At 38.4% G+C, this 23456-nt stretch carries 23 protein-coding genes and 1 pseudogene; 9 read left to right on the top strand and 15 right to left on the bottom strand.

Annotated elements, in window-relative coordinates; genetic code table 11:
- Nucleotides 1-137: 137 nt before the first annotated feature.
- The 9 genes and pseudogenes from J2S17_RS00610 to J2S17_RS00570 form a co-directional block, all read right to left on the bottom strand.
- Nucleotides 138-752: pseudogene (locus J2S17_RS00610) on the bottom strand (4'-phosphopantetheinyl transferase family protein); the annotation flags it as partial.
- A 291-nt stretch (nucleotides 753-1043) separates the two neighbouring features.
- Complete coding sequence (locus J2S17_RS00605; protein ID WP_307470882.1) at nucleotides 1044-1262, bottom strand: hypothetical protein; 219 nt, start codon at nucleotides 1260-1262, stop codon at nucleotides 1044-1046.
- A gap of 28 nt (nucleotides 1263-1290) precedes the next feature.
- Nucleotides 1291-2145: a 2,3-dihydro-2,3-dihydroxybenzoate dehydrogenase gene (locus tag J2S17_RS00600; RefSeq protein WP_307470880.1), complete on the bottom strand. Its 855-nt coding sequence runs from the start codon at nucleotides 2143-2145 to the stop codon at nucleotides 1291-1293.
- 495 nt (nucleotides 2146-2640) lie between these two features.
- Nucleotides 2641-3873 carry a Zn-dependent hydrolase gene (locus J2S17_RS00595; RefSeq protein WP_307470877.1) on the bottom strand — a complete coding sequence of 411 codons (1233 nt, stop codon included), beginning with the start codon at nucleotides 3871-3873 and terminating at the stop codon, nucleotides 2641-2643.
- Nucleotides 3874-3910: 37 nt separating this feature from the next.
- Nucleotides 3911-4120: a hypothetical protein gene (locus tag J2S17_RS00590; protein ID WP_307470876.1), complete on the bottom strand. Its 210-nt coding sequence runs from the start codon at nucleotides 4118-4120 to the stop codon at nucleotides 3911-3913.
- A 20-nt stretch (nucleotides 4121-4140) separates the two neighbouring features.
- Entirely contained in the window at nucleotides 4141-5613 is a 1473-nt protein-coding gene (locus J2S17_RS00585) for an NCS1 family transporter (protein ID WP_307470874.1), read from the bottom strand.
- A gap of 107 nt (nucleotides 5614-5720) precedes the next feature.
- A complete protein-coding gene (gene hydA, locus J2S17_RS00580) occupies nucleotides 5721-7130 on the bottom strand; it encodes a dihydropyrimidinase (protein ID WP_307470873.1) in 1410 nt (469 codons plus the stop codon).
- 24 nt (nucleotides 7131-7154) lie between these two features.
- Complete coding sequence (gene preA / locus J2S17_RS00575) at nucleotides 7155-8441, bottom strand: NAD-dependent dihydropyrimidine dehydrogenase subunit PreA (protein WP_307470871.1); 1287 nt, start codon at nucleotides 8439-8441, stop codon at nucleotides 7155-7157.
- A 30-nt stretch (nucleotides 8442-8471) separates the two neighbouring features.
- On the bottom strand, nucleotides 8472-9839 hold the full coding sequence (locus J2S17_RS00570; protein WP_307470869.1) for an NAD(P)-dependent oxidoreductase: 1368 nt from the start codon (nucleotides 9837-9839) through the stop codon (nucleotides 8472-8474).
- 726 nt (nucleotides 9840-10565) lie between these two features.
- On the opposite strand from J2S17_RS00570, the gene J2S17_RS00565 reads away from it, so the two are divergent.
- Complete coding sequence (locus tag J2S17_RS00565; protein ID WP_307470866.1) at nucleotides 10566-10775, top strand: hypothetical protein; 210 nt, start codon at nucleotides 10566-10568, stop codon at nucleotides 10773-10775.
- A gap of 177 nt (nucleotides 10776-10952) precedes the next feature.
- On the opposite strand, the gene htpG is transcribed toward J2S17_RS00565, so the two are convergent.
- The 3 genes from htpG to J2S17_RS00550 form a co-directional block, all read right to left on the bottom strand.
- Nucleotides 10953-12836 carry a molecular chaperone HtpG gene (gene htpG / locus J2S17_RS00560; protein ID WP_307471567.1) on the bottom strand — a complete coding sequence of 628 codons (1884 nt, stop codon included), beginning with the start codon at nucleotides 12834-12836 and terminating at the stop codon, nucleotides 10953-10955.
- A gap of 182 nt (nucleotides 12837-13018) precedes the next feature.
- Complete coding sequence (locus J2S17_RS00555) at nucleotides 13019-13804, bottom strand: SDR family oxidoreductase (protein WP_307470864.1); 786 nt, start codon at nucleotides 13802-13804, stop codon at nucleotides 13019-13021.
- Nucleotide 13805: 1 nt separating this feature from the next.
- Nucleotides 13806-14672 carry a MurR/RpiR family transcriptional regulator gene (locus J2S17_RS00550; RefSeq protein WP_307470862.1) on the bottom strand — a complete coding sequence of 289 codons (867 nt, stop codon included), beginning with the start codon at nucleotides 14670-14672 and terminating at the stop codon, nucleotides 13806-13808.
- 217 nt (nucleotides 14673-14889) lie between these two features.
- On the opposite strand from J2S17_RS00550, the gene J2S17_RS00545 reads away from it, so the two are divergent.
- From J2S17_RS00545 to J2S17_RS00520, 7 genes are all read left to right on the top strand, one after another.
- A complete protein-coding gene (locus tag J2S17_RS00545; RefSeq protein WP_307470860.1) occupies nucleotides 14890-15066 on the top strand; it encodes a hypothetical protein in 177 nt (58 codons plus the stop codon).
- Between the two features lie 38 nt (nucleotides 15067-15104).
- On the top strand, nucleotides 15105-15299 hold the full coding sequence (locus J2S17_RS00540) for a hypothetical protein (protein WP_307470858.1): 195 nt from the start codon (nucleotides 15105-15107) through the stop codon (nucleotides 15297-15299).
- Nucleotides 15290-15457 carry a hypothetical protein gene (locus tag J2S17_RS00535; protein WP_307470856.1) on the top strand — a complete coding sequence of 56 codons (168 nt, stop codon included), beginning with the start codon at nucleotides 15290-15292 and terminating at the stop codon, nucleotides 15455-15457. The genes J2S17_RS00540 and J2S17_RS00535 overlap by 10 nt, the downstream gene beginning before the upstream one ends.
- 215 nt (nucleotides 15458-15672) lie before the next feature.
- The gene (locus tag J2S17_RS28770; protein WP_370874917.1) at nucleotides 15673-15981 is read left to right on the top strand and encodes a hypothetical protein; all 309 of its coding nucleotides are present in this window, start codon (nucleotides 15673-15675) and stop codon (nucleotides 15979-15981) included.
- Complete coding sequence (locus J2S17_RS00530; RefSeq protein WP_307470854.1) at nucleotides 15926-16078, top strand: hypothetical protein; 153 nt, start codon at nucleotides 15926-15928, stop codon at nucleotides 16076-16078. The genes J2S17_RS28770 and J2S17_RS00530 overlap by 56 nt, the downstream gene beginning before the upstream one ends.
- A gap of 19 nt (nucleotides 16079-16097) precedes the next feature.
- Nucleotides 16098-17255 carry a M20 metallopeptidase family protein gene (locus J2S17_RS00525; protein ID WP_307470853.1) on the top strand — a complete coding sequence of 386 codons (1158 nt, stop codon included), beginning with the start codon at nucleotides 16098-16100 and terminating at the stop codon, nucleotides 17253-17255.
- A gap of 82 nt (nucleotides 17256-17337) precedes the next feature.
- Complete coding sequence (locus J2S17_RS00520) at nucleotides 17338-18153, top strand: alpha/beta fold hydrolase (protein ID WP_307471565.1); 816 nt, start codon at nucleotides 17338-17340, stop codon at nucleotides 18151-18153.
- A 102-nt stretch (nucleotides 18154-18255) separates the two neighbouring features.
- Here J2S17_RS00520 and J2S17_RS00515 read toward each other — a convergent pair whose 3' ends face one another.
- Nucleotides 18256-19287 carry a S66 family peptidase gene (locus tag J2S17_RS00515; RefSeq protein ID WP_307470852.1) on the bottom strand — a complete coding sequence of 344 codons (1032 nt, stop codon included), beginning with the start codon at nucleotides 19285-19287 and terminating at the stop codon, nucleotides 18256-18258.
- Nucleotides 19288-19398: 111 nt separating this feature from the next.
- On the opposite strand from J2S17_RS00515, the gene J2S17_RS00510 reads away from it, so the two are divergent.
- The gene (locus J2S17_RS00510) at nucleotides 19399-19866 is read left to right on the top strand and encodes a DMP19 family protein (protein ID WP_307470851.1); all 468 of its coding nucleotides are present in this window, start codon (nucleotides 19399-19401) and stop codon (nucleotides 19864-19866) included.
- Nucleotides 19867-19912: 46 nt separating this feature from the next.
- Here the strand turns inward: J2S17_RS00510 and J2S17_RS00505 are convergent, their stop codons facing one another.
- Complete coding sequence (locus J2S17_RS00505) at nucleotides 19913-20809, bottom strand: carbohydrate kinase family protein (RefSeq protein WP_307470849.1); 897 nt, start codon at nucleotides 20807-20809, stop codon at nucleotides 19913-19915.
- A 127-nt stretch (nucleotides 20810-20936) separates the two neighbouring features.
- A complete protein-coding gene (locus tag J2S17_RS00500) occupies nucleotides 20937-23096 on the bottom strand; it encodes a peptidoglycan D,D-transpeptidase FtsI family protein (protein ID WP_307470847.1) in 2160 nt (719 codons plus the stop codon).
- Between the last annotated feature and the right edge of the window lie 360 nt (nucleotides 23097-23456).

Here is a 23456-nt window from a genome sequence, read left to right as displayed (position 1 = left end):
CTATTCAACCTCCAGTTTTTAGAAAAAAATGAATATTAAAATAATAAAAGAAAATAGACATTTTGTCAAAAAAAAGAAGGTTCACCTTTACTTATAGTAAAAATGAATCTTCATCGGTACACTCCCCAAGTTTATAATTAGATTAATTCCGAAAGCTCTACCTGAACCATATCCTTATCAAATACAGGATTATCGCCTAATGAACATACCGACAATTTGTACTGCTCCTCTATATCGTACATCTTACATTTTCCACTTGGATATATTCTTCCTCTATGTTCGGTTATAATCATTCCGTCACCCCCCTGATGTATCTCAACTGAATCTAGTGGAGTGTTTAACCCAGTTCCAATGGACTTAACATAGCTTTCGGTCAAAGTCCACCTTTTAAAAAATATATCATTCAACTGATTGATTGGCATATACTGTCTCTCTTCCCCTGTTAGAAGCAGTTTCTCTAAGCCGCGAGGTATTGACTTTACCTTTTTAATATCAATCCCGATCCCTTCCCAATCAACCGCACAAACACACCAATCTCCTGCGTGCGACAGATTAAAATGGACTTGTTTGTCCATCTGTAAGCACGGCTTTCCGAATGCATTATAGCTGAAGTTCTGCGAAGTAATGGGAACACCATATTGCTCGTTTAATACTGAGCGCAGTAGCAATGAGCCAGTTAAAGTTCTATAAGCATCATCGATATGACGAAATTTCATCATTCTTTCAAACTTTTCCTTGGTGACGAGCTTATGATATCTAGCGAGATTGTCCCAACTTCTATCTTCTGGTACCGTTTTGACCTTCGTTTGGGATGATTATGGTGTTTTTTCTACCTTCTCTTGCTGTTTTGACCTTACTTTGGGGTGATAATGGTGTTTTTTCTACCATCTCTTGCCGTTTTGACCTTCGTTTGGGATGATTATGGTGTTTTTTCTACCATCTCTTGCCGTTTTGATCTTACTTTGAGGTGATTATGGTGTTTTTTCTACCATCTCTTACTTTTGCATATAAACACTTTAATCATTTTACTTCCCTTTCCTTCATTAACTAGCCTTATGTTGACTCTTGTCTTCCACTTCTACACCACTTCGCATAAAGAGAGTAAACAGTAAAGCGGTTAATAAGAAGAGAACAGCTCCGATAATGGATAATTGATATGGTATAGGGTCGGTTATTGTGCTGGTTGATGAAACATTTTGCAGGCCAGCGAGCAGGCTTGCCATGACCGCTATGCCAATGGCAGCACCTAATCGATTCTGCACGTTGAAAAGTGTGGTCGCTTTCCCCATATCAGGAGATTGGACATGTGTGAAGGAAGTATATCACGGAATGCCCAAGCGTCAGACCAACTTCGAATAACAGTGACCGCAGCAACCATGGGTTGGCAAAAGGTCCGTCAACAACGATATTATTCATTGTGATATGACTGGCTCGATCAGAAATCAAGAAAAGAATGGCTTCAGCAACTTCACTAGTAGAAGCTATTTTTTTCAACGGAATGCCCACCCGATAATCTTCCAGCACTACGATTATCCCTGTTTCTATCGCGCCACTTCCCCCCCAAAAAGCAGCCTGCATTTCAGTATCTGTGGCTCCTGGAGATACGATATTGCACCGAATATTATGCTGAGCCATTTCAAGGCCTAAACATTTAGTAAACATTAGTGATGCGGCTTTAGATGAACAGTAAGCTGCCATAGAAGTTCTTGGCACAGACGCAGCATTGGAGCTAATTGTCACAACTGCACCCTCACTTCTGGCTTTCATTCTTTTGCAAACAGATCTGGATAAATGAAAGACGCCTGTTGTATTTACGGCAAATGTTCTTGCCCACTCTTCATCACTGACTGAAGTGACCTCTCCAACCGATAACACCCCCGCATTATTTACGAGCACATCTATTCTCCCGTATTTTCTATCAATGTAGTCGATAATGGTCTCAATTCTAGAGCTGTCACAAACATCCGCATGAAAGGCTACTACTCTTAAACCAATCCTATTTAACTCGGATGATACCTTTTGAAGTTTTTCATCCTGTACATCTATGGCTATCACCGTATATCCTTCATTTGCAAGTGCTCGCACTACTTCTTCGCCCATCCCTTGTGCTGCACCGGATACTATTGCGACTTTACAATCTGGCAAATGAGGACACCCCTTTATAATTGATATCGATTCTCAATAATGGATATAATTGATTTAGATTTATCCATATCTTAAGCAAATGGATCTAAAACATATATAATAATGATTATCATTATCAACTCATACGTTAACAATAGTATAAATGCTTTTTACTAGTCAAGAAGGTCAAAATGACTATTTCTGTAAAAAGAAATAGGAATGGTTCAATGAGCCATTCCTTTTCAAAAACCAATATTCAGTAGATAACCCTTGTTATAATAAGGAATCTATTCCAATTCATTTTCATGAATTTTTAAATGCTTTCATTCATTTTAGTCCAACAGATCTATATTTATACAAAAGGGTTTTCTATCTAAAATTCATAAAAATCAGAAATAACTTTAGGCCATTCGAAGTGTTTTTTGAAACACCCTTATTTTCCCTTTAATTGTCCTGCTTACAATTTGGCAAACTAAAAAAACCGAAGCTTCCACGGCTTCAGTTCAGAGAAATAAATTATAAACTTTGTAAATCTAATACCGTATCTAAAATGACGTTCACACCTTTTTCACAGTCTTCATATGGAGTAAATTCATCCTCGCTATGGCTCTTGCCATTCATACTTGGCACAAATAGCATGGCCGTCGGAATATAGCTGGCAATGAATTGGGCATCATGACCAGCGCCACTCGCCATTTTTTTATAAGGATATGCCAGTGATTGAGCGGATTGCTCAAACCGTTTGACTATATCCTCGTTAAACATCACTGTGGATCGATCCCATAGCTTTTCAGCTATTATTTGACAGCCCTCATTTTCGCAAGTGCCTGTCAAATCTTCAACAATATCTTCAACCTGTTTGATTACATCCGGATTTTTATGCCTAGCTTCAAGTGTGAACACAACCCTATTTGGAATCACTGTATGAATATTTGGCGAAACATTCATTCTCCCCATTGTAAACACGAGATCCTCATCAATCACACTGAGTTTTTTTCTCGCTTCTTGAATAAAGTTATTGGCAGCAAATAACGAATCCTTCCTCATTGCCATTGGTGTTGTTCCTGCATGATCAGATTCACCATCAATCTGAACTTCGTAACAAACCATACCAACAACACAATCTACCACACCAATTTTTAATGATTCATGTTCTAGCACTGGACCTTGTTCAATATGCATTTCTAAAAAAGCTGTCGCTTCATTTAATCGGTTGGCCTCTTCTCCTTTGAAACCAATCTCACGCAAAGCATCCGCAAATACCATTCCATTTGCATCTTTTTTCTGAAGCATGGTTTCTTTCTCAAATTTACCACTGAGTACGCCTGATGCCATCATGGATGGTTCAAATCTGGCACCCTCTTCATTCGTAAAGTTGACAATCGTAATTGGAATACGCGGCTTAATATCGTTATCCTTCAGCGTTCTTACTACTTCCAATCCAGTGATGACACCTAACACGCCGTCAAATCGGCCACCCTTTTTTACCGAATCAAGATGAGAACCGATAACAATTGGAGGTTTATCTTCAGTTCCATCTAATGTGGCAAACATGTTCCCCATATCATCTACTTTTACAGTCATATTCAATGCTTCACAGCAAGTTTGAAAATACTCTCTTGCTAGACGGTCTTCTTCAGTTAATGCTAACCGCGTTACACCATTATTTTTTGTCCTTCCGAAATTCGCAAACGTTTCGATTGTTGTTTTTAATCTTTCTCCATTGATTAATAGCTTTTGTTTTTCCAACTGTTTGTTTCTCCTCTCAAAAAGACTGATAGATTTTTTATCGATGAATCAATTTGACTGAGAAATACTTTCTTGCATCTGCGGTTAAAATATGAAGTGTTTCAGAGGTGATAGTAGAGCCGATGATTTTTTCAAATTCTACAAAAGCACCGCTTAAATTCTCCGTAATGCTTTTAATGCTATATCCTTGATTAAGAAGTCCATCAATTTGATCTCTCTCTTGCAAGTATTGTGCATAATCTGACATACCACTATCTCCCTTCTCTACTATACTCTTTCATTCGCTGCTTCTGGCAATACGATTAACTCTTCCTCTTCAGTAATCTCCCAGTCTCTGCCTACTGTAAGTCCCAAGTATTTTTCGTCACTTGGATCTTCGATTTCTGCTTGTTTATATTTCTCAAACCACCAATATTTAGCTAATACATAATAGACAGCTGCACCAACAGCAAACCCTACAAGTGATGAATAGGCTGGAAGCAGGTTTGCTGCAACTCCACCTGTTATCCATGCAACTAATCCGGCTAAATTAAAGCCTGACAAATACTTATATTGTCCATCCCCTTCATAGAGTGCTTTGACATTTACCCGTCTTTTACGAAGAAGATAATAATCCGCAAATAAGATTCCAACGATTGAAGTCAAAATTCCGCCAATCACAAGAAGCGCTTGATTGAGTACATCGAATAAACTCCATGGTTGAGCGAGCATACCTATGACCCCAGCAATGATTACACCTACCCAAAACGGAACCTTAGGACCGCCAATATTGGAAAAGATCGTCGCTGCTGGAATGACATTAGCTGAAGTATTCGTCGACCATTGTGCTAATACAATCATCAACAGCAATACGCCAAGGACAATGCCGCTTGCAGCCTCTTGAAGTGCAATAATCGGATCAGCTGTTGAGACGGCCATATATGAAACTGCACCAATTGCAATCATAAATGTATTAACTACTGGCATAACAATCATATTTCCAACGAGCTGTGATTTGTTTCGCTTAAACCAATTTCTTTCATTTTTGGGTGCTTTAAAAAACCTTGATAATGATGGCATATCCGCCGCAAGTGTTGCCCAAAAGCCCATATTCGCCATTACCACTACCATAAATGCTGTAAAAGCAGTCATTCCTGTGACCGGGCTTTCAACCCAAGCCCATATTTCTTTACCTTGAGCTGTCGCACTGCCAGAAAGCGTAATATACATCCAACAGGAGATAAGAATGATGATTGGGGCAGCTAAATCTGCAAATCTTTCAATTGATTTAATACCTAGTGCTGTATTGATTAACTGCGCAGCTGCGAATAAGAGGAAACATACAAACCACTGATCAAACCCAAATAATAAAAACAGGATTCCATTGATTGCTGAAGCTCCAAAATACGTATTAATACCGAACCAACAGGCAGCAGTTACCCCTCTGACAATTGAGGGAATATGTGTGCCAAATGTTCCAAAGGGTGCCCTCATGTATACAGGAAAAGAAAGACCATGCTCAATCCCGATATCTCCGATAATAGACATAAATATACCAATTGCTAAAGATCCAATAATCGTTGCTAGCAACACCATCCCTAATGGAAGATGTTGTATCCCACCGCCGCCGATGGCAAATGCGGCTAAAACAATAGCCATCCCAACCCAAATGACAGCAAAACCAAATGTCCCTATATTTCTATCACCATACCCAATTGGGAGCAAATCGGGAGACTTTAAATAATTACTTTTCTTTTCCATAGGTACACCTCCTTATATTCACAGCAAACATTTGTGATTTCTTGATGAGTGATACCCTGCCCACTATCATCGTGCGGCAGGGCCAAGGTTAGACAATATTCAAGCTGTTAAATCATTGTTTTATCCTTTTTCAATGTTGTTCCATACTTTGCACGTTTAATAAATTGACCATCACCAGCCTTACCTGTAAATTCTTTATCTTTAATGACAAAGTTTCCGCGTGATAGAACAGAAACTGGTTCACCTGTTACCTTCATTCCTTCGAATGCATTGTAGTCTACAGCTAGATGATGTGTAGCTGCTGAAATGACTCTTTCGACATTCGGATCAAATATAACAATGTCTGCGTCAGCACCGACTGCAATCGTTCCTTTTTTCGGATAAAGACCAAATAATTTGGCCGCTTTCGTTGACGTTAAATCCACAAATTGATTCAGACTAATTCTTCCTTTTTTAACACCCTCTGAAAACAATACACTCACTCGGTCTTCAATAATTGGACCGCCATTCGGGATTTTTGAAAAGTCGTCTTTCCCTAAATCCTTTTGACCTACAAAGTCAAATGAGCACTGATCAGAGCCTAATGTTTGCAGCTGTCCGGATTTTAAAGCATTCCATAAATATTCTTGGTTCCACTTCTCTCTTAACGGCGGAGACCAAACATATTTTGCCCCTTCAAAATCAGGTTTTTCTAAATAGCTTTGATCAAGGACTAAATATTGAGGACATGTTTCACCCCAGATATCGATTCCATTGTTTCTTGCTTCAGCTATTTTCTTGGCTGCTTCAGCACAGGATACATGAACGACATATAGCTGTGATTCTGATAACCCTGTTAATGTAGCCGCTCTTCCTGTAGCCTCCGCTTCCGCTTCTGGCGGTCTAGTTAATGCATGATAGATGGGATCTGTATTGCCTTCCTTGATTGCTTTTTTGACCAGATAGTCAATGACATCCCCATTTTCTGCATGAACCATAACGAGTGCGCCAAGCTCTTTGCCTGCAATTAAGGTTTTATATAGTGTTTCATCATCCGCCTGGAATTGATTTTTATAAGCCATGAACACTTTTAATGAAGTAATTCCTTCTTCTTCAACCATTTTCGGCAGTTCATCGAGAACCTGTTCACTGCCTTCAACAATTTGAAGATGGAAACCGTAATCTATGACTGCTTTTCCTGCTGATTTTTCATGCCATGTTTCTACTGCACTCTTCAATGACTTCCCCTTGGAGGTTAAACAAAAATCGATAATCGTCGTTGTACCGCCAAATGCGGCAGCCCTCGTTCCTGTTTCAAAATCGTCTTTTGTAACCGTTCCGCCAAATGGCATATCTAAATGGGTATGAGGATCAATTCCACCGGGGAATAGATAACAGCCTTTTGCATCAATAATCTCTGCACCTTGGTAGTTTAAGTTTTCTCCAATTTGCACAACTGTTTCATTTTCGATATAAACATCTGCCTCGAACGTGTCTGTTGCTGTGACGATGATTCCATTTTTTATGACTTTTTTCATTAATAACCCTCCCTTGGAAATCAATTATTTGCTGGCTATATCAATCTCACATGCCACCGCACCCACCGCATGCTGCCTTTCATTCCATGTCATTGGCACAAGCTCGTTCGGCAGTTCAATCATGTCAATTGCACCATCAACAGGACACACAATTGAACATAGATTACAGCCCACACAATCTTCTTCTCTAACCTTCAACATCTTATTACCATTTGAATCTGTTAACATATCAATACATTGATGTGATGTATCTTCACAGGCAATATGGCATTTATTGCAATTAATGCATACTTCATTATTGATATTTGCAACGACCTTATAATTTAGGTCAAGGTCTCCCCAATCAGAATATTTAGGAACGGATTTTCCGATTATTTCTTTTACAGATGAAATGCCTTTTTCATCTAAATAATTATTTAGCCCATCAATCATGTCCTCAACAATTCTGAAACCATGGTGCATAGCTGCAGTACAAACTTGAACACTCGTTGACCCCATTAGCATAAATTCTGCAGCATCCTGCCAATTTGAAATGCCGCCAATCCCTGAAATCGGTACATTGATGCGGGAGTTCCTTGCACATTCACCAACCATATTTAGTGCAATCGGCTTAACCGCTGGTCCACAGTAACCGCCATGTGCCCCTTTACCGCCGACATGCGGAATCGTATTCCAGCTATTTAAATCGACTCCAGCCAAACTATTAATGGTATTAATCATGCTGATGGCATCTGCACCGCCATTAACAGCGGCTTCTGCCGTTGCCGTGATATCGGTAATATTCGGGGTCAGTTTCACAATTACCGGGGTTTTCGCTACTTCCTTCACCCAATAGGTTTGCTGCTCTACCAATGCAGGAACTTGACCAGATGCAGCACCCATTCCTCTTTCTGCCATACCGTGTGGACAGCCGAAGTTAAGCTCCAGTCCATCCACACCAACTTCTTCTACACGCTTCACAATTTCATGCCATGCTTCCTGCCTAGGTTCAACCATTAGGGATGCAATGATCGCATGATTAGGAAACCTCTTTTTCGTTTCATATATTTCTTTTAAATTCACTTCTAATGGCCGGTCTGTGATCAATTCAATATTATTAAAACCTGCCACTTTTTGACCATTAAAGCTGACTGCTGCAAACCTTGAGGATACATTTAAAATTGGATCTCCAAGCGTTTTCCATACAGCGCCGCCCCAACCTGCCTCAAATGCCCGCTGCACCTGGTAGCCAGAATTTGTCGGTGGCGCTGAAGCAAGCCAAAACGGGTTTGGTGATTCAATTCCTGCAATGTTTGTTCGTAAATCTGCCATTATTCCACCTCCCAAAATTTGAAATGCAAGTTAAGCTGTTTCTATCGCTTTTGGAGATAATTTCCGATGAATCGCATACGCACTTTCTTTTCCTTGCTGTGCAGCTGAAACAACCATTGCCTCTCCTTGGCCTTTACCAAAAATGACATCACCGCAAGCAAATACCTTTTCATTTGAAGTCTGATGGGTTAACGGATCAATGGTTACAACCCCATCCTCATGACTGATGTTAAATTGTTCAATCAAATCTATATATCTGCTCTGACCAATCGCTTTTATGACAGCATCCACCTCAAGAACAAACTCAGATCCTTCTAAAGCCAATGGCCGCTTCCTTCCATCTTCTCCCGCCTCTGATAGAATCATTTTGATACATTCGATTCCAATTACGTTGCCCTCTTGGTCACCTATGATTTTTTTTGGAGCAGTAAGCCACCTGAACTCCACACCATCTTGTTTGGCAAATTCGTATTCAAAATCATATGCCGTCATTTCATCCTTCGTACGGCGGTAAAGAATTTTAACATTTTCCGCTCCAAGTCTAACAGAACAAGTAGCCGCATCTATCGCTGTGTTACCAGCACCAATCACTACTGCTTTTTTGCCTATAAACTGGTCCGATATAGATTCAGTTTTTGTGTTTTTTACAAATTGAATTGCGTCATGAACTCCGTTTAACTCTTCTCCCTCAATGCCAAGATTAGGAACAGAGGACATGCCAATTGCCAATAGTACTGAATCATAGTTTTCTAATATTTCACTCGGCAGAATATCTGTGCCTACCTTTGTATTTGTCTTAATTTCAACGTTTAAACTCTTCACTTGATTAACTTCCCAATAAGAAATTTTTTGAGGAAGTCTAAACGAAACAATTCCATATGTGTTTAATCCGCCAGCTTCTTTTTCCGCTTCAAAAATAGTCACTTTATAACCCATTCTTGCAAGTTCGCGTGCAGCAGATAATCCTCCGGGACCTCCACCGATGATTGCTACCCTCTTACCATTCGTCTTGCCTGCCTCGAACAAAGTGGCTTCATTATTAATTGCCCAATCCGTTGCATAACGCTGTAGATTACCAATCATAATCGGCTTTGTTGAATGATTGAGCACACATGCCCCTTCACAAAGCTCTTCAGTCGGACATACTCTAGCGCAGCTTGCCCCTACTGGATTAGCTGTCATAATCGTCTTGCTAGACCCCAATAGATTGCCAGAGGCAATCTTCTTAATAAAATTCGGAATGTCGATACCCGTTGGGCATGCTTGAATACAAGGTGCATCATAGCAAAATAAACATCGATTCGCTTCATCAAGAGCTTCCTGCTTTGATAAAGGCGGTTCTGCTTCTTCAAAGTTCCGGCTTAACACTTCCACTAATACGCTTGAACTATTACTCAAAACTAAAACCTCCTTTGTAGCTTCAACTTCTTACATGCATAATTCTCTTAAACTAGCATTTTTTAAATAAACACTCATCAAATGGGTACCAATTGGTTCATGCATGTAAACTAATCTAACACTTATTAAACAGAATTATTTGAATCTTAAGTATATTTTACTGTGTTCCCACCTATTTATCACTATACATTTCGTAAAATAAATTACCTTGGTAGTTGGTCATAGTGTTAACTATATTTTAGTGTAAGCGGTTAACTTCTAGCTGTTTTTTTATATTGGAGTAATACTCAAAAATAGCCGTGTTAGTTTTATTTACATGATTAGTTAGAAGCAGGGAGAAAGATGTAGAAATATCTTTGCAAGTTGATAGATTAAATGAATTAGGATGAGCGTTTGTTATTGTAGAAATATACTGGTATTTTTGCGATGGTTTTTTTTGGGTATTCCACCTATCTTATTTATATGTTGGCTGGTTTTTAGCAGCCACACTCTTTTCTATTTGTCACTTTTTCTTTCTCGCCGTCTCATTCTCTTTTTTTGCCATCGTTACCAACCATTTCATCACCAAAAAAATGCTTTAACCAACAATCTACCATCTATTAAAATTGCATAAAATAGGAATAATAGGAGGTTCTTGTGAATAAAGTTGCCAACATGTTATTATTTTTGTTTTTTATCACAGGCACTTCAACTGTATATGCTCTCTCATAGGCTTATCCCTTTGTTGTGTGGAAAGGGGATGTTTATGAAGTAAAACTAAAAGAGTTTGTTCCAGAGGACATGATTGACGGGATAATTGGTGAGGTAGAAACAAAACCGAATGAGATGACTGGAAATTATTACGGCAATGCTTCAAACCATTTTCCTAAGGGCACAGAGTATTTTTTTATAATTGATACGCCCCCCCACATCCGCTATCGCTATAAAGAAAGATGAGCACTGGGTAAAAGCATACTATGGGCATGAAGCTCCATTACATATAATGAACATAATAACTAATATTAAATTTATCCTTGTCGTTTTCATCATCATTTTCTTTATTGCCTTAATTTATCTGCGAAAAATGCTAAGCAAATAAAATGCGTCTGGGACAAGTCCCAGACGCGTTTTTTCTTACACCATTACCTTACAAATATCATTTGTAAACTCTAGCGGATCTTCAATTGTTAAGCCTTCGATTAGAAGTGCTTGATTATATAAAAGGTTTGTATATAAGTTTAATTTATCTTTATCGCTTTCATAAGCTGATTTTAACGATTGATATACTTCATGGTTGATGTTGATTTCTAATACTTTATCAGCTTTGACGTTTTGGTTTTCTGGCATCATACTTAAGACTTTTTCCATTTCGATGGTTACTTCGCCATCGGAGGTTAGGCAGACAGGATGCGACTTGAGTCTTTTTGATGCTCTTACGTCCTTCACTTTTCCTGAAAGCACTTCCTTCATTGCTGTGAAGACTACTTTTTCTTCCTCTGATGTTTCCTCTTCAGCTTTTTTCTTTTCCTCTTCTGATTCTAGTCCCAAATCACCGCTAGATAAAGATTTGAATTCTTTTTCCTCATAAGTCATGAGCATTTTTATCGCGAATTCATCGATATCCTCTGTGAAATATAGAATCTCATAGCCTTTATCTGCTACTAATTCTGTTTGAGGCAGCTTATCAATGCGATCGATTGAATCACCTGTTGCATAGTAAATAAACTTTTGATCTTCTGGCATTTTAGAAATATATTCATCCAGTGTAACTAGTTTTTTCTCTTTAGATGAGTGGAACATTAATAAGTCTTTTAGTGTATCCTTTTCAGCACCGAATTCATTATACACACCGAATTTTAACTGGCGGCCAAATGATTGATAGAAAGCATCATATTTTTCTCGGTCATTTTTAAGCAAGCTTTTTAACTCACTTTTGATTTTTTTGCAGATATTTTTCGCAATCAGCTTAAGCTGGCGATCTTGCTGCAGGATTTCCCTCGAGATATTTAGAGATAAATCCTCAGAATCAACCATCCCTTTGACAAAACTAAAATGATCCGGTAATAGATCAGCACATTTATCCATAATTAATACGCCGTTTGAATAAAGTTCAAGGCCTTTTTCGAATTCCTTCGAATAATAATCAAATGGCATTTTTTCAGGAATAAAAAGAATCGCATTATACCGAATTGTCCCATCCACACTAACATGAATGTGTTTTAGCGGTTTATCGAATCCATAATGCTTTTCTCCATAAAAGTTTGCATAATCTTCATCTGTTAGCTCACTTTTATTTTTACGCCAGATTGGTACCATGCTATTAATAATTTGCTCCTCTGTGTATTCAGCAAATTCAGTTTCACTATCTTCTTTTGGACGGCTGGATGTAATGTCCATTTTAATTGGGTATCTGATAAAATCAGAATACTTTTTAATGATAGTCTTTACTTGATACTCATCTAAATAGTCATCATAGCTTTCTTCCTCTTGATTGTCTTTTAGCTGTAAAGTAATCTCAGTACCAACCGTTTCCTTTTGACAAGTATCAATTGTATACCCATCGGCACCCTCAGATTGCCATCTATAGGCTTCCTCGCTGCCTAACGCCTTGGTTTCAACAGTTACCACATCTGCCACCATAAAGGCTGCATAAAAGCCAACACCAAATTGACCAATGATATCATGGCCATCCTTTGATTGATTCTCTTTTTTAAATGCTAATGAGCCGCTCTTAGCGATAATACCCAGGTTATTTTCAAGCTCCTCTTTCGTCATACCGATTCCCGTATCAATAAGCTTCAATGTACGATTTTCTTTATTTGGCACTACTTTTATGTAGTATTGATCTTTTTCAAATACTAAATTTTCATCTGTTAATGCTTTGTAATAAATTTTATCAATTGCATCACTTGCGTTTGATATTAACTCTCTAAGAAAAACTTCCTTTTGAGAGTAAATAGAGTTGACCATCATTTCTAATAATCTTTTAGATTCTGCTTGAAATTCCATTTTTTCCATCATACTTCCTCTCCCCTCATAAATTATCGATGGAAACAGTTGAAAAGCAAAGGCTTGTCCTGAGCTTAACCTCATGTTTCTTGCTGCCAAAGCATGTAATTAGCACTCTCTTCACAAGAGTGCTAATTACATTTTAATATCTGTTCATTTTTGCAGTCAATAGATTTACATAAATTTCTTTATTATAAAGACCTCACCATGCCTCCGTCGACAAGGATCGAGCTGCCCGTCACATAGCTGTTTACATCTGAACAGAGAAATGTGACAATATTAGCAAATTCCTCTGGTGTGCCATAGCGGCCTAACGGGATTTTTTTCATAGATTCTTCTTTTACTTGTTCTTTTGTAATGCTGCGCTTATCCGCACTTAACTGATCTAAATAATCCACTCTATCAGTAGCAATTCGTCCTGGTGCCACAGTATTAATTAAAATATTATACTGGGCAAGTTCATCTGCTAGCGTCTTTGTCAAACCAACAATACCTAAGCGAAAAGTATTGGATAATAATAATCCTGGAATTGGTTGTTTAATAGACGTGGAAGCAACATTAATAATTTTACCGCCATTCTTTTTTAGTTCAGGCAAAACGGCGCGAATATTTCGAACATAGCTTAGTAAATTCAGTTGAAAGGCATGTTCCCACTCATCATCTGTCAAATCTTCAAATGTTCCTCCAGGAGGACCACCTGCATTATTCACTAAGATATCAACCGTTCCATAAACTTCAACAGTTTTCGCAGCTAATGCTTGAAGATCTTCCGATTTCGTCACATCTGCCACATGAAAGGCAATGTCAAACCCATATTCTTCTTTAAATTCTTGTTGTACCGCCTGCAGCTTTTCTTCACTGCGGCTTGAAATCATCACCTTTGCTCCTTCTTTTGCAAGCTGAAGAGCGATCGCCTTACCGAGACCTTGACTTGATGCTTGCACTAAAGCTACTTTTCCTTTTAAGTTCAAATCCATTCTATTTACCTCCACCTTGTTTTTTATAAAATATATCAAACCTCTCCCATAATTCCTCCAGTTTTCCAAGCCGATCTTCAACCACATTCATTCTTTCCTTTCCTAAATAAGCAATTAAAGCATTTATTAGGCTGAATGGTGCTGTGAATGAATCAATAAATGTAGGCAGTTGACTAGATGCGGTCAAAACAACATCAGAATGCGGGATAAGTGGTGACATTAGATTATCTGTAATCGCAATCGTTGTTGCGCCTTGTTCCTTCGCATATTTCACAAGCTCAATCGTATTCATTGAATATCTGGCAAAGCTTATGCCAATAACAACGTCGTCCTCTTGTAATTTATATAATTGTTCAGATACGATATCTGCAGAGCCAATCATTTCAGAATGTCCTAAAATAATATTTAAATAATATTGAAGAAAAACACCTATTGCTTTGGCGCTTCGGTTGGCACAAATGTATATTCTTCTTCCTTTTAATAAAAGATTGGCAGCCTTCAAAAATTGCTGTTCGTCCAACTTTTCCATTGTTGCTTTAATATTGGAAATATCATCTTGAAATACTTCATAAATACCTTGAACCTGATCATTATATACATCAGATGACATCTTCAAGCGTTCAGGAGTCGTTAATTGTTTTTGGACAGAGCTTTGCATCAACTGCTGAAGTTCGGAATAGCCTGAATAGCCTAGAAATACGGCAAATCGTACAATCGTCGCCTCACTCACCTCTGCTTTTTTCGCCAATTTCGCAACGGTTAAAAATGGCACAGTATTCATATTCTTTAATATGTATGAGGCAACCTTTTCTTGTGATTTACTCATTTGAGGCATTTTTTCGGCCATTCGCTGATAAATATTTTGCATATTTCTCAAATCCTAACTATAGCTTTCATATATCCCATTATACGCTACAGCTTAGAAAAAACCTATTCAAAAACTCAAGAAAAGAAATGAATATTTCATTTTTATTAAAAAATAAAATATACATTTCACGAATAGAATAAACCGGCGTATTATGTACTATATATTTCATATGAAATATTATATGAAGTAAACATTTCTCTATTATGAGGTGAAACTGGTGGAAGTCAGCTATTTAGATGAAATAAAAGAACAATTCAAAGCAAAAACCAAAAAATCTTATGCATTTGCTCAAGAAGCACAGGAAGTAATGCCAGGCGGTGTTACGGCAAACATTAAGTACTTTGATCCATATCCAATTATCATGGAGCGTGGTGAAGGTGACTGGTGCACTTAATGCAATGATTCTTTGCTGCTGGCGGAACATTGGTGGGCATGGCAAAAGAAACGATTATTTACATAGCGATTGTAACCCCGCTTGCCATTGCTTTGGGCTTTGATGCCTTCGTCGGTTTTGCCATTGTATCGATAGGTACTAATATCGGTTTTAGGGCTGCGGTTATGAACCCTTTAATGTTGGGGTTGCACAAAGTATTGCAGAGCTTCCAACTTTTTCAGGAATGGGACTAGTTGCAACCGTGTTATTTGTATATAGATATGCTAAAAAAACAAAAGCGAACCCGGACATTCGATTCTTCGGTCATTTCCATCCAAATGAAAGTAAAAACATTACCCTAGATGCGAAATTAGAAACACGCCATAAATGGGAGCTGCAGTATTTCTTTTAAATTTTGTTGTACTCATTTTCGGTGTGATCAAATTCGGCTGGTATATTACTGAAATTGCTGGATTATTCCTACTATTCAGTGTCATAATTGGATGATAGGAAAGTTTCATTCTGGCAACAGAGCAGATAGTTTTGTCAGCAGAGCAAAAGATGTACTTAGCGGCGCCTTAATTAGGGTTTGCTCAAGCCATCCTGGTTATCTTCAAGGACGGAAAAATGATGGATCCCATTCTGTACTATGCTTCTTCCGTACTCTGTCATATCACCCCTGCTTTAACGGCTATCGGAATGTTCTTTGTTCAGTTATTTCTGAATTTTCTTGTACCCTTCGGAAGTGGCCAAGCTGCCCTGACAATGCCCATTATGGCTCCTTTAGCTGATCTTGTTGGCGTCACCAGGCAGACCGCTGTTCTAACCTTCCAATTAGGAGATGAGGCATTACCAACTCAATCTTCCTACTTAAGGGGTATTGATTGCCGGTCTTGCGATTGCCGGTCTTGCGATTGCCGGTATTCCTTATACTAAATGGTTTAAGTGGGTATGGCCGCTCGTTCTTATTCAAATAGCGATTGGAATTATATTTTTAATTATTGCTCACTTTATTCAAAACGGACCTTTTTAAAAAACGGAGGAGAAACAACGTGATAAATATAAAGCTAATAGATTCCGAGTTAAAAGACTGGGCAGTTAAACAGCGCCGGTACTTTCATATGTACCCTGAGCTTTCCGGACAAGAATACCAAACAGCGGCATATGTGAGAGACAGGCTGAAAGAATTCGGGTTAACACCTGACCTAAAATTTTCAACTCCAAACATCGTCGCCCGCTTTTATGGAACAGAAGGTAAAAGGACAATTGCCTTACGAGCAGATATGGACGCTCTTCCACTCCAAGAAGAAGGTAACAAAGCATATACTTCAACCGTATCTGGTGTCATGCATGCATGCGGTCATGATGGTCATACAGCCATTCTGCTTAGTGTTGCAAAATGGATCACATCGCATGCTGAAGCAATAAAGAATAATATTGTCTTTATTTTTCAAAGCTCTGAGGAAGAGTCACCAAGCGGTGCAAAAAAACTGGTCGAGGAAGGTGTTCTTGACGGCGTAGATGCCATATATGGTGTTCATCTAATCTCTGATGTCCCACTCGGAAAGATAGGTTTTGCTGAAGGCTTCTCGATGGCATCCAGTGATGATTTTGATATTATCATTGAGGGTGTCGGCGGACATGGCGGAAATCCGCAAGATGCCATTGATCCAATTTATATCGCTACTCACCTGATCCAGGCGTTCCAGTCTGTCGTGAGCAGAAATCTTCATCCATTACAAGCAGGAGTCATCTCGATTGGCGGAATGCAGGCAGGTAATTCCTATAATGTCATCCCTCATCAAGTAAAGATACAAGGAACCATTCGAGCGATGACATTCGAAACTGCGCAAATGATGTATGTAAAAACAGAACAGTTAACAAAATCAATATCCGCAAGTTTCGGAGCTAAAGGACATTATGATTATATTCCTGGCACCCCGCCATTATATAACCACCCTGAAGCTTGTGAAACTGCTAAAAAGGTGATTATCGATACATTTGGAGAAGATGCTTTTCTATCACTTGATCCTTCCATGGGAGCTGAGGATTATTCTTTTTATGTAAAAGAAAAGACAGGGGCTTTTATCAACGTCGGCATGAAGAGTGAGAAAAGCAGCTACCCTCATCACCACCCGAAATTTGACATTGACGAAGAAGCAATTCCAACCGCGATTGAGCTGATGATTCAGTTTGCTATTCAAGGTTAACCATTAGAAGCTATCCACACTAGGATTGGATAGCTTCTTTTAGCAGGTTTTGAATGACCATAAAAGATTGGAGAATAAAAAAATGCCGTATTGTAAGGTTAGTCATGCAAATATTTACTATGAGGACATTGGTGAAGGTAAGCCAATCGTAATGATTCATGGATATTCACTTGATCATCGATTAATGAGTGCTTGTATGGAGCCTATCATTAAAGACCGCGCTGGATGGCGACGAATCTATATTGACCTCCCCGGGATGGGGCAAACGAAGGATTATGAAAAAATCAATAATAGTGATGACATGCTGAATGCAGTGATTACTCTAATAGAAACATTAATCCCCAATCAAACCTTCCTTATCGCAGGAGAATCTTATGGTGGCTACTTGGCGCGGGGCATTATTAAGGAACTAAAAGATCGCATATTAGGGGCAGCCTTTATTTGCCCAATGATTATACCTAGTCATGAAGACAGAGATCTTCCGAATCATGCTATTATCACTTCTGATAAAGAGTTTCTAACGCGCTTAACGGAAGAGGAGTTGCTGAATTTCCGTGCAAATCACGTGGTCCTTGACGAATATAACTGGGATCGGTACTCCAAAGAGATACTGGCAGGCAGCAAACTCTCAGATCCCATGTTTTTAGCAAAAGTACAGCAAGGATATGGATTTTCTTTCAGTTTAGAAGGAGTCGGCTGCGACAAGCCAAGTATTTTTTTACTAGGAAAACAAGATTCAGTAGTCGGATACAAAGATGCCTTTGAACTTCTGGATCATTTCCCTAGAGCAACCTTCGCTGTGCTGAATAGAGCTGGCCATAACTTGCAAATTGAACAAGCTGGCCTGTTTCATTCACATATCAGTGAATGGATAGATCGAGTGGAAGAATTCAAATAATTGTTAAAGAGCCTTTTTACGTTAAATTAGTAGAAAGGCTCTTTGCCATTTATTTTTTTTGAAAATAATTGTTTTAAAAGAGATATCAGTTGAATACTACGGTTAATTTACCCCGCTATCCAAAATAGAAAAGCTGCCTGTTCTACAGTTTATCTCGGCCATAGCTCCATAAGGTAAAATAAATTTGGGTTCAGTATGACCGAAGTTTAGGTTATAAAGAATTGGCAGATCTTCCAGGTTATATTCCTTCATTACATCTAAGATGCTTGTTTTATACTCATCAAAATATTTCTCGTCAAGCGGTTTAGCGACAATGATTCCATTGGCTTTTTGCAGGATTCCTTGTGCTGCATAATTTCTCAGCCAGTATTTAAGTTGCTGGGGCTCTGGTTTTTCTTCAGACGTTTCAAAAAATAATATTGCCTCATTCCAATAATGATTATCAGGCCAAATTTCTGTCCCTTTCGCAAACTCTAATACCTCTATACATCCGCCAATTAATCGACCTTGGACTGTGCCTTCCCCTTGAAGCACCTCGTTCCCAGTATTAACTTTCATTTTTCGGCTGATATTTATATTTGCTTCATCCCATTGCAGAAATTCACTCGTCCATGCCTTTGCCGCATCTATGTGCCCAATAGGCTCATTTGAAAAGAGTGTTCGTTTAACCATTTCGATGGTATAATCATGCATTTTAACATTTTCTGCAAAATCAACCATTATTGCTGGTCCATAAAAGGAGGTGATACCAGATTTAAGGCAAAACAGATGCAGGATGGTTATATCTGAATATCCAATAAAAATTTTCGGATTCTGTCTTATCACCTCAAAATCTATATATGGCAGCAAACGAATACTGTCATCCCCTCCAATATTCGCAAAAATGGCTTTAATCTGCGGATCTTTAAAGGCTGTCATTAAATCCTCTGCACGCGCTTGAGGATTGTTGTAGGCAAATTTCGCTCCTTTTAAACTGTTCGGCATGGCTAGAACTTCTAATCCAAATACTTCCACAAGCCGTTTTATCCCCAGGTCATAGCGCCATCTCAGTTCAGAATTCCCCGCTCCTCCCCATGAAGGACTAACCGTAGCAACTAGATCACCAGCCTGTAACTTTTTCGGTTTAATTAACATCATTTCCCCTCCCTCCAAAACACTTATATTCTCCTTCTCTCTCTTCTCCCATGTAAATCGTGTGGAATATTTTAAATTTTATTATATAATTTCCATAAATAGGAGGTTTATATGAAAATTAAAATGAGCAAAAACGCACTTAACAGTCGAGGTGACATTTGGAATGCTGTCATTCATGTATTAGTGTCCACTGACTATCAAAATGATAGCCCATTATTTCGTGAAGCGTCGCTCGTGTTTCACTATTATTCTGAAGTCGAAAGCGGCGGCCACGAATGTCTATTAAACTGGCAATCTCAAAATATGGGGGAAATAGGGATAAATACATATGTAAACCACTTATCCTCTATCCTTTTAAAAATTGGTGCACAAGACTATGCAGCTATTGTAACCAAGTATGGTGTGGAAATGTTTGAAATGTACATCCAACTGGAAAATGAAGAAATAACAGATGTTGAATTTTATAAGTTAATCGAAATAGCAAATAGTGAATACGAAAAGCTTGAAAGCAAACTCGATTCATTATTAGAGACGTACTTCATCCAAATTCACACCGAAATGATTGAGGTTATTGAATAATAATACAAAGGGAACTTCTTACACTGAAGCTCCCTCTTCACTCATTCTAGAATGAGCCCAATTTCGTTACAGTCCTTGCACCTGCCTCGTTAGCAAAAGTTAAATAGCTTTTTAAATGATCATCGGTTGCAGGTGTACCATATTCATGAAAGCAGCCTATTAGTGCAGCCATAAAAGCATCTCCTGCTCCCGTCGTATCTACTGGACGCACCTGTACTTTAGCAACATCTATCACTTTTCCCTCATTGACCACACAGGCTCCATTTTCTCCTCTGGTTATGAAAAGATAAGGTATTTCCCATTTAAAAGTAGCCTCAATACTCTCTTTGAGCGAACTTGCTCCTGTTAAAAAAAGCAGTTCATCCTCCGCCATTTTAACTAAATCGGCCTGTTGTAAAAATCCAGTAATCGTTTGCTTGCATTCCACTTCACTTTGCCAACGCTTCATACGAATATTCGTATCAAAGGCAATAAACAATTCATTGTTCTTGGCATATTCCATCGCTGCTTCAGTTGTCCTTCGTGATATCGGATGAAACAATGTCCCCGAACCGAAATAAAAGACTTTAGATTGATTAAATATTTGAGCATCTATTTGCGATTCCAACAGCCATTCTTCCGGAGTAGGATTTTTATATGAATGAAAGTACCTATCCCCTGCCTCATCTTGGTGAACATAGACCTCACATAATTGTTTCGTCTCTGACCGAACACAACCGTTCAATTTCACCTTTTCTTTATAAAATTCTGCTTCAACAAACAGACTCTCCTCATCCATTCCAAGTTTGGTTAAATAATAGGATGGAAAATTATATCTTGCTATATGAACAGCTACATTGACAGTCGCTCCGCCAAGAAAACGATGATAATCCGTATTACTTTTGTCTGTTGCAATGTAATCAATTATTACTTCTCCAAGTGAGATGACCCCGTTTTTAATCACAATCAGCACTCCCTGCATGTATCGGTCTAAATGTATTTTGCAGTTGTATTCAAACTACTAAACATTTAAAAAGCACCAAACCCTTAAGGCTTGATGCTTTTTCTTATTATACTATAAAAGGAGCAGATTACTCAGTTCCATCCCCTGATATTTCTTCGTTTTCTTTAGCTGCATCGCCCTTTGCCCGCTTTTCCTTCAAATCAAAATAGGCCTTAAACACTTCATCCGCTATATCCAAGTTGATATGAGTTTTATCTGTAGATGCCCATGGTACGACCACAGATAATGCAATTTCAGGATCATCATATGGTGCATAACCGGCGAAGGTCAAATTCCAAAGCATTGGATGGCCGCCAAGCGGACCATCATAAAGTGCTTGCGCTGTTCCAGTTTTACCGGCGATTTTGTATTGTTTGTTTTTAATGGAGCTGTAGGCTGTACCCTGATTGTGATTAACTACTTGTCTAAAACCTTCCTTGACATTGTTAATCCATTGATCCTTCATGTCCACCTTATTTAAGACAGTAGGTTTAATCTCTTGGTACACAGGACCCAGCTCATCATTTTCATAGTTTGGTTCTCGAATTTCCTTGACGATATGAGGCTGTATCCGATATCCGCCATTAGCAATGGTTGAAATGTATTGAACAAGCTGTAAAGGTGTGTAGGTGTCATATTGGCCAATTGCAAAGTCCAATACCTTTCCTGGTTCTGGAGGGATTTGATCACCGCCATATCCTGCGTGTTCGCCTGGAAGATCAATTCCTGTTTTCACACCTAAGCCAAATTGATTAAAGTTTCTTCTTAGTTCATTAATCCCTTCAATTTTATTAATGGACAAAGGAGCCTTCGCCACATATTGCGGTTGCCCCCCAATTTTCATTGCAATCAAAAACATATAAACATTGGAAGACCTTCGTAACGCATAAAGTTCATTAATACTTCCAAAACCCGAAGTATTCCACGATCTTTTTACTTGCGTACCTTTAAAATGTAAAGGACTGTCATATAAATACGTATTTTGTTGGATTACTCCCGTCTGATACCCAGCCAACACCGTCGCACCCTTCACGGTAGACCCCATCGAATACGAGGTATTCATATTCCCTAAAGCATAATCATTAATTTCAGTTTTATTCGTTTCTTTATCTTTCACATATTGCTTGCCGGCCATTGCTAATATTTCTCCTGTTTTAGGATTCATGACAGAAACGAATGCCCGATCCATATAATATTGGCTCGCTCTCATATTACCGAGCCTTTTTTGAATGATTTTTTCCACTTCTTGCTGGAATTCAATATCTGTTGTTAGTACAAGATCCTTGCCGGCTTTTCCATCGCGAACGATTTCAGTTTTGATTAAATTCCCAGTTTTGTCTGTATGATTTTTGATGATTTGCTTTTGCCCTTGAAGTACATCCTCATATTGCATCTCAAGATAGCTTTTTCCGACGCGGTCATTTCTGCTATAGCCACGCGCCTCGTAATACTCAAGCATATCACTTGGCAGACCCTCTTTTGAGGTAGTAATTTTGCCTAATACAGAGCCAAGTGTGACATTGCCATCTTCATCCTTAAAGGCATTAAACCGATCCCAATCTACCGTCGTATCAACACCCGGCAAAACATGAAGGTTTTCGCTCACAATAGCAAATTCTTTTTCCTCAACATTTTTATTTTTGATAGGGTGAGGCGTTAAAGCAATGCTGCTTGACATTTCTCTAAATATCGCAAGAACCTCAAGCTCTTCTTTAGAGAAAGAATTCAGCTCTTCCTCAGTAATTCTTTCTCTCGTCATATCATATATTTGCTTATCGTATTCCGCCTTGCTCAATTCTTGAGCTGTTAGGCGATCTTTATCTTCTTCTTTAATTTTTTTCAGTGCCAGTTCTGGGTTTTCAATGATCCAAAAATCTTGACGATCACGTTGGGTAATGGCTTTAAGGTCTTCCTCTGAGTCCTTTTTAATCAGCTTCGCTAACAGTTTAGCTGTTTCAATCATCTCTTTTTGAGTAACAGCATGTGAGCGTGTATAGGTAATCGCCTTTTGCGGGTTGTTGCCAACAATTAATTTCCCATTTGCATCATATATTTTCCCGCGTGGAACTGGAGTTGTTACAGGAACTTCCACCGTTCTCTCGATTTCTCGTTTATAGTCCTCGCCAAAGACGATCTGCACCATGCCCAGTCGAAAAATCAAAACGGAAAACAACAAAAAAATAACAAAAAACATAATATTAATGCGCAATGAAAGGTAATTCCCTTTCTTCTTCTTACGTTCCTTCATCCAAGTTCCCCCCTCAAAACAATATCCAATTCATATTCAATTCATCCAGTATCTATAAAAATAAAGAAAATATTAGTAATTTAATATAATTATTTTACTAGAAATAAATGATCTATACAATTAATTCTTGATATTATAGTAATAAAGATTTAATGAAAATGTAATAATTAGATAAAAAGACCCATTTTCTTTGTAAAAAAAGTAAAGAGAAACAAAAGAGCCTAGCCCAATCAGGACTAAACTCTTATCATATACGATATATTACGTCTCTTTTGCTTTGAAATCTTCAAAAAATCATATATGTTGTTCGTTTAACGCCTCTATAAATCCTTGTTTTTCTTTTACCACTATTACTAAACT

Origin of the sequence: Cytobacillus purgationiresistens (genome assembly GCF_030813235.1) — a bacterium.
GTDB lineage: Bacteria > Bacillota > Bacilli > Bacillales > Cytobacillaceae > Cytobacillus > Cytobacillus purgationiresistens.
This window is presented reverse-complemented; position numbering and strand designations above follow the sequence as displayed.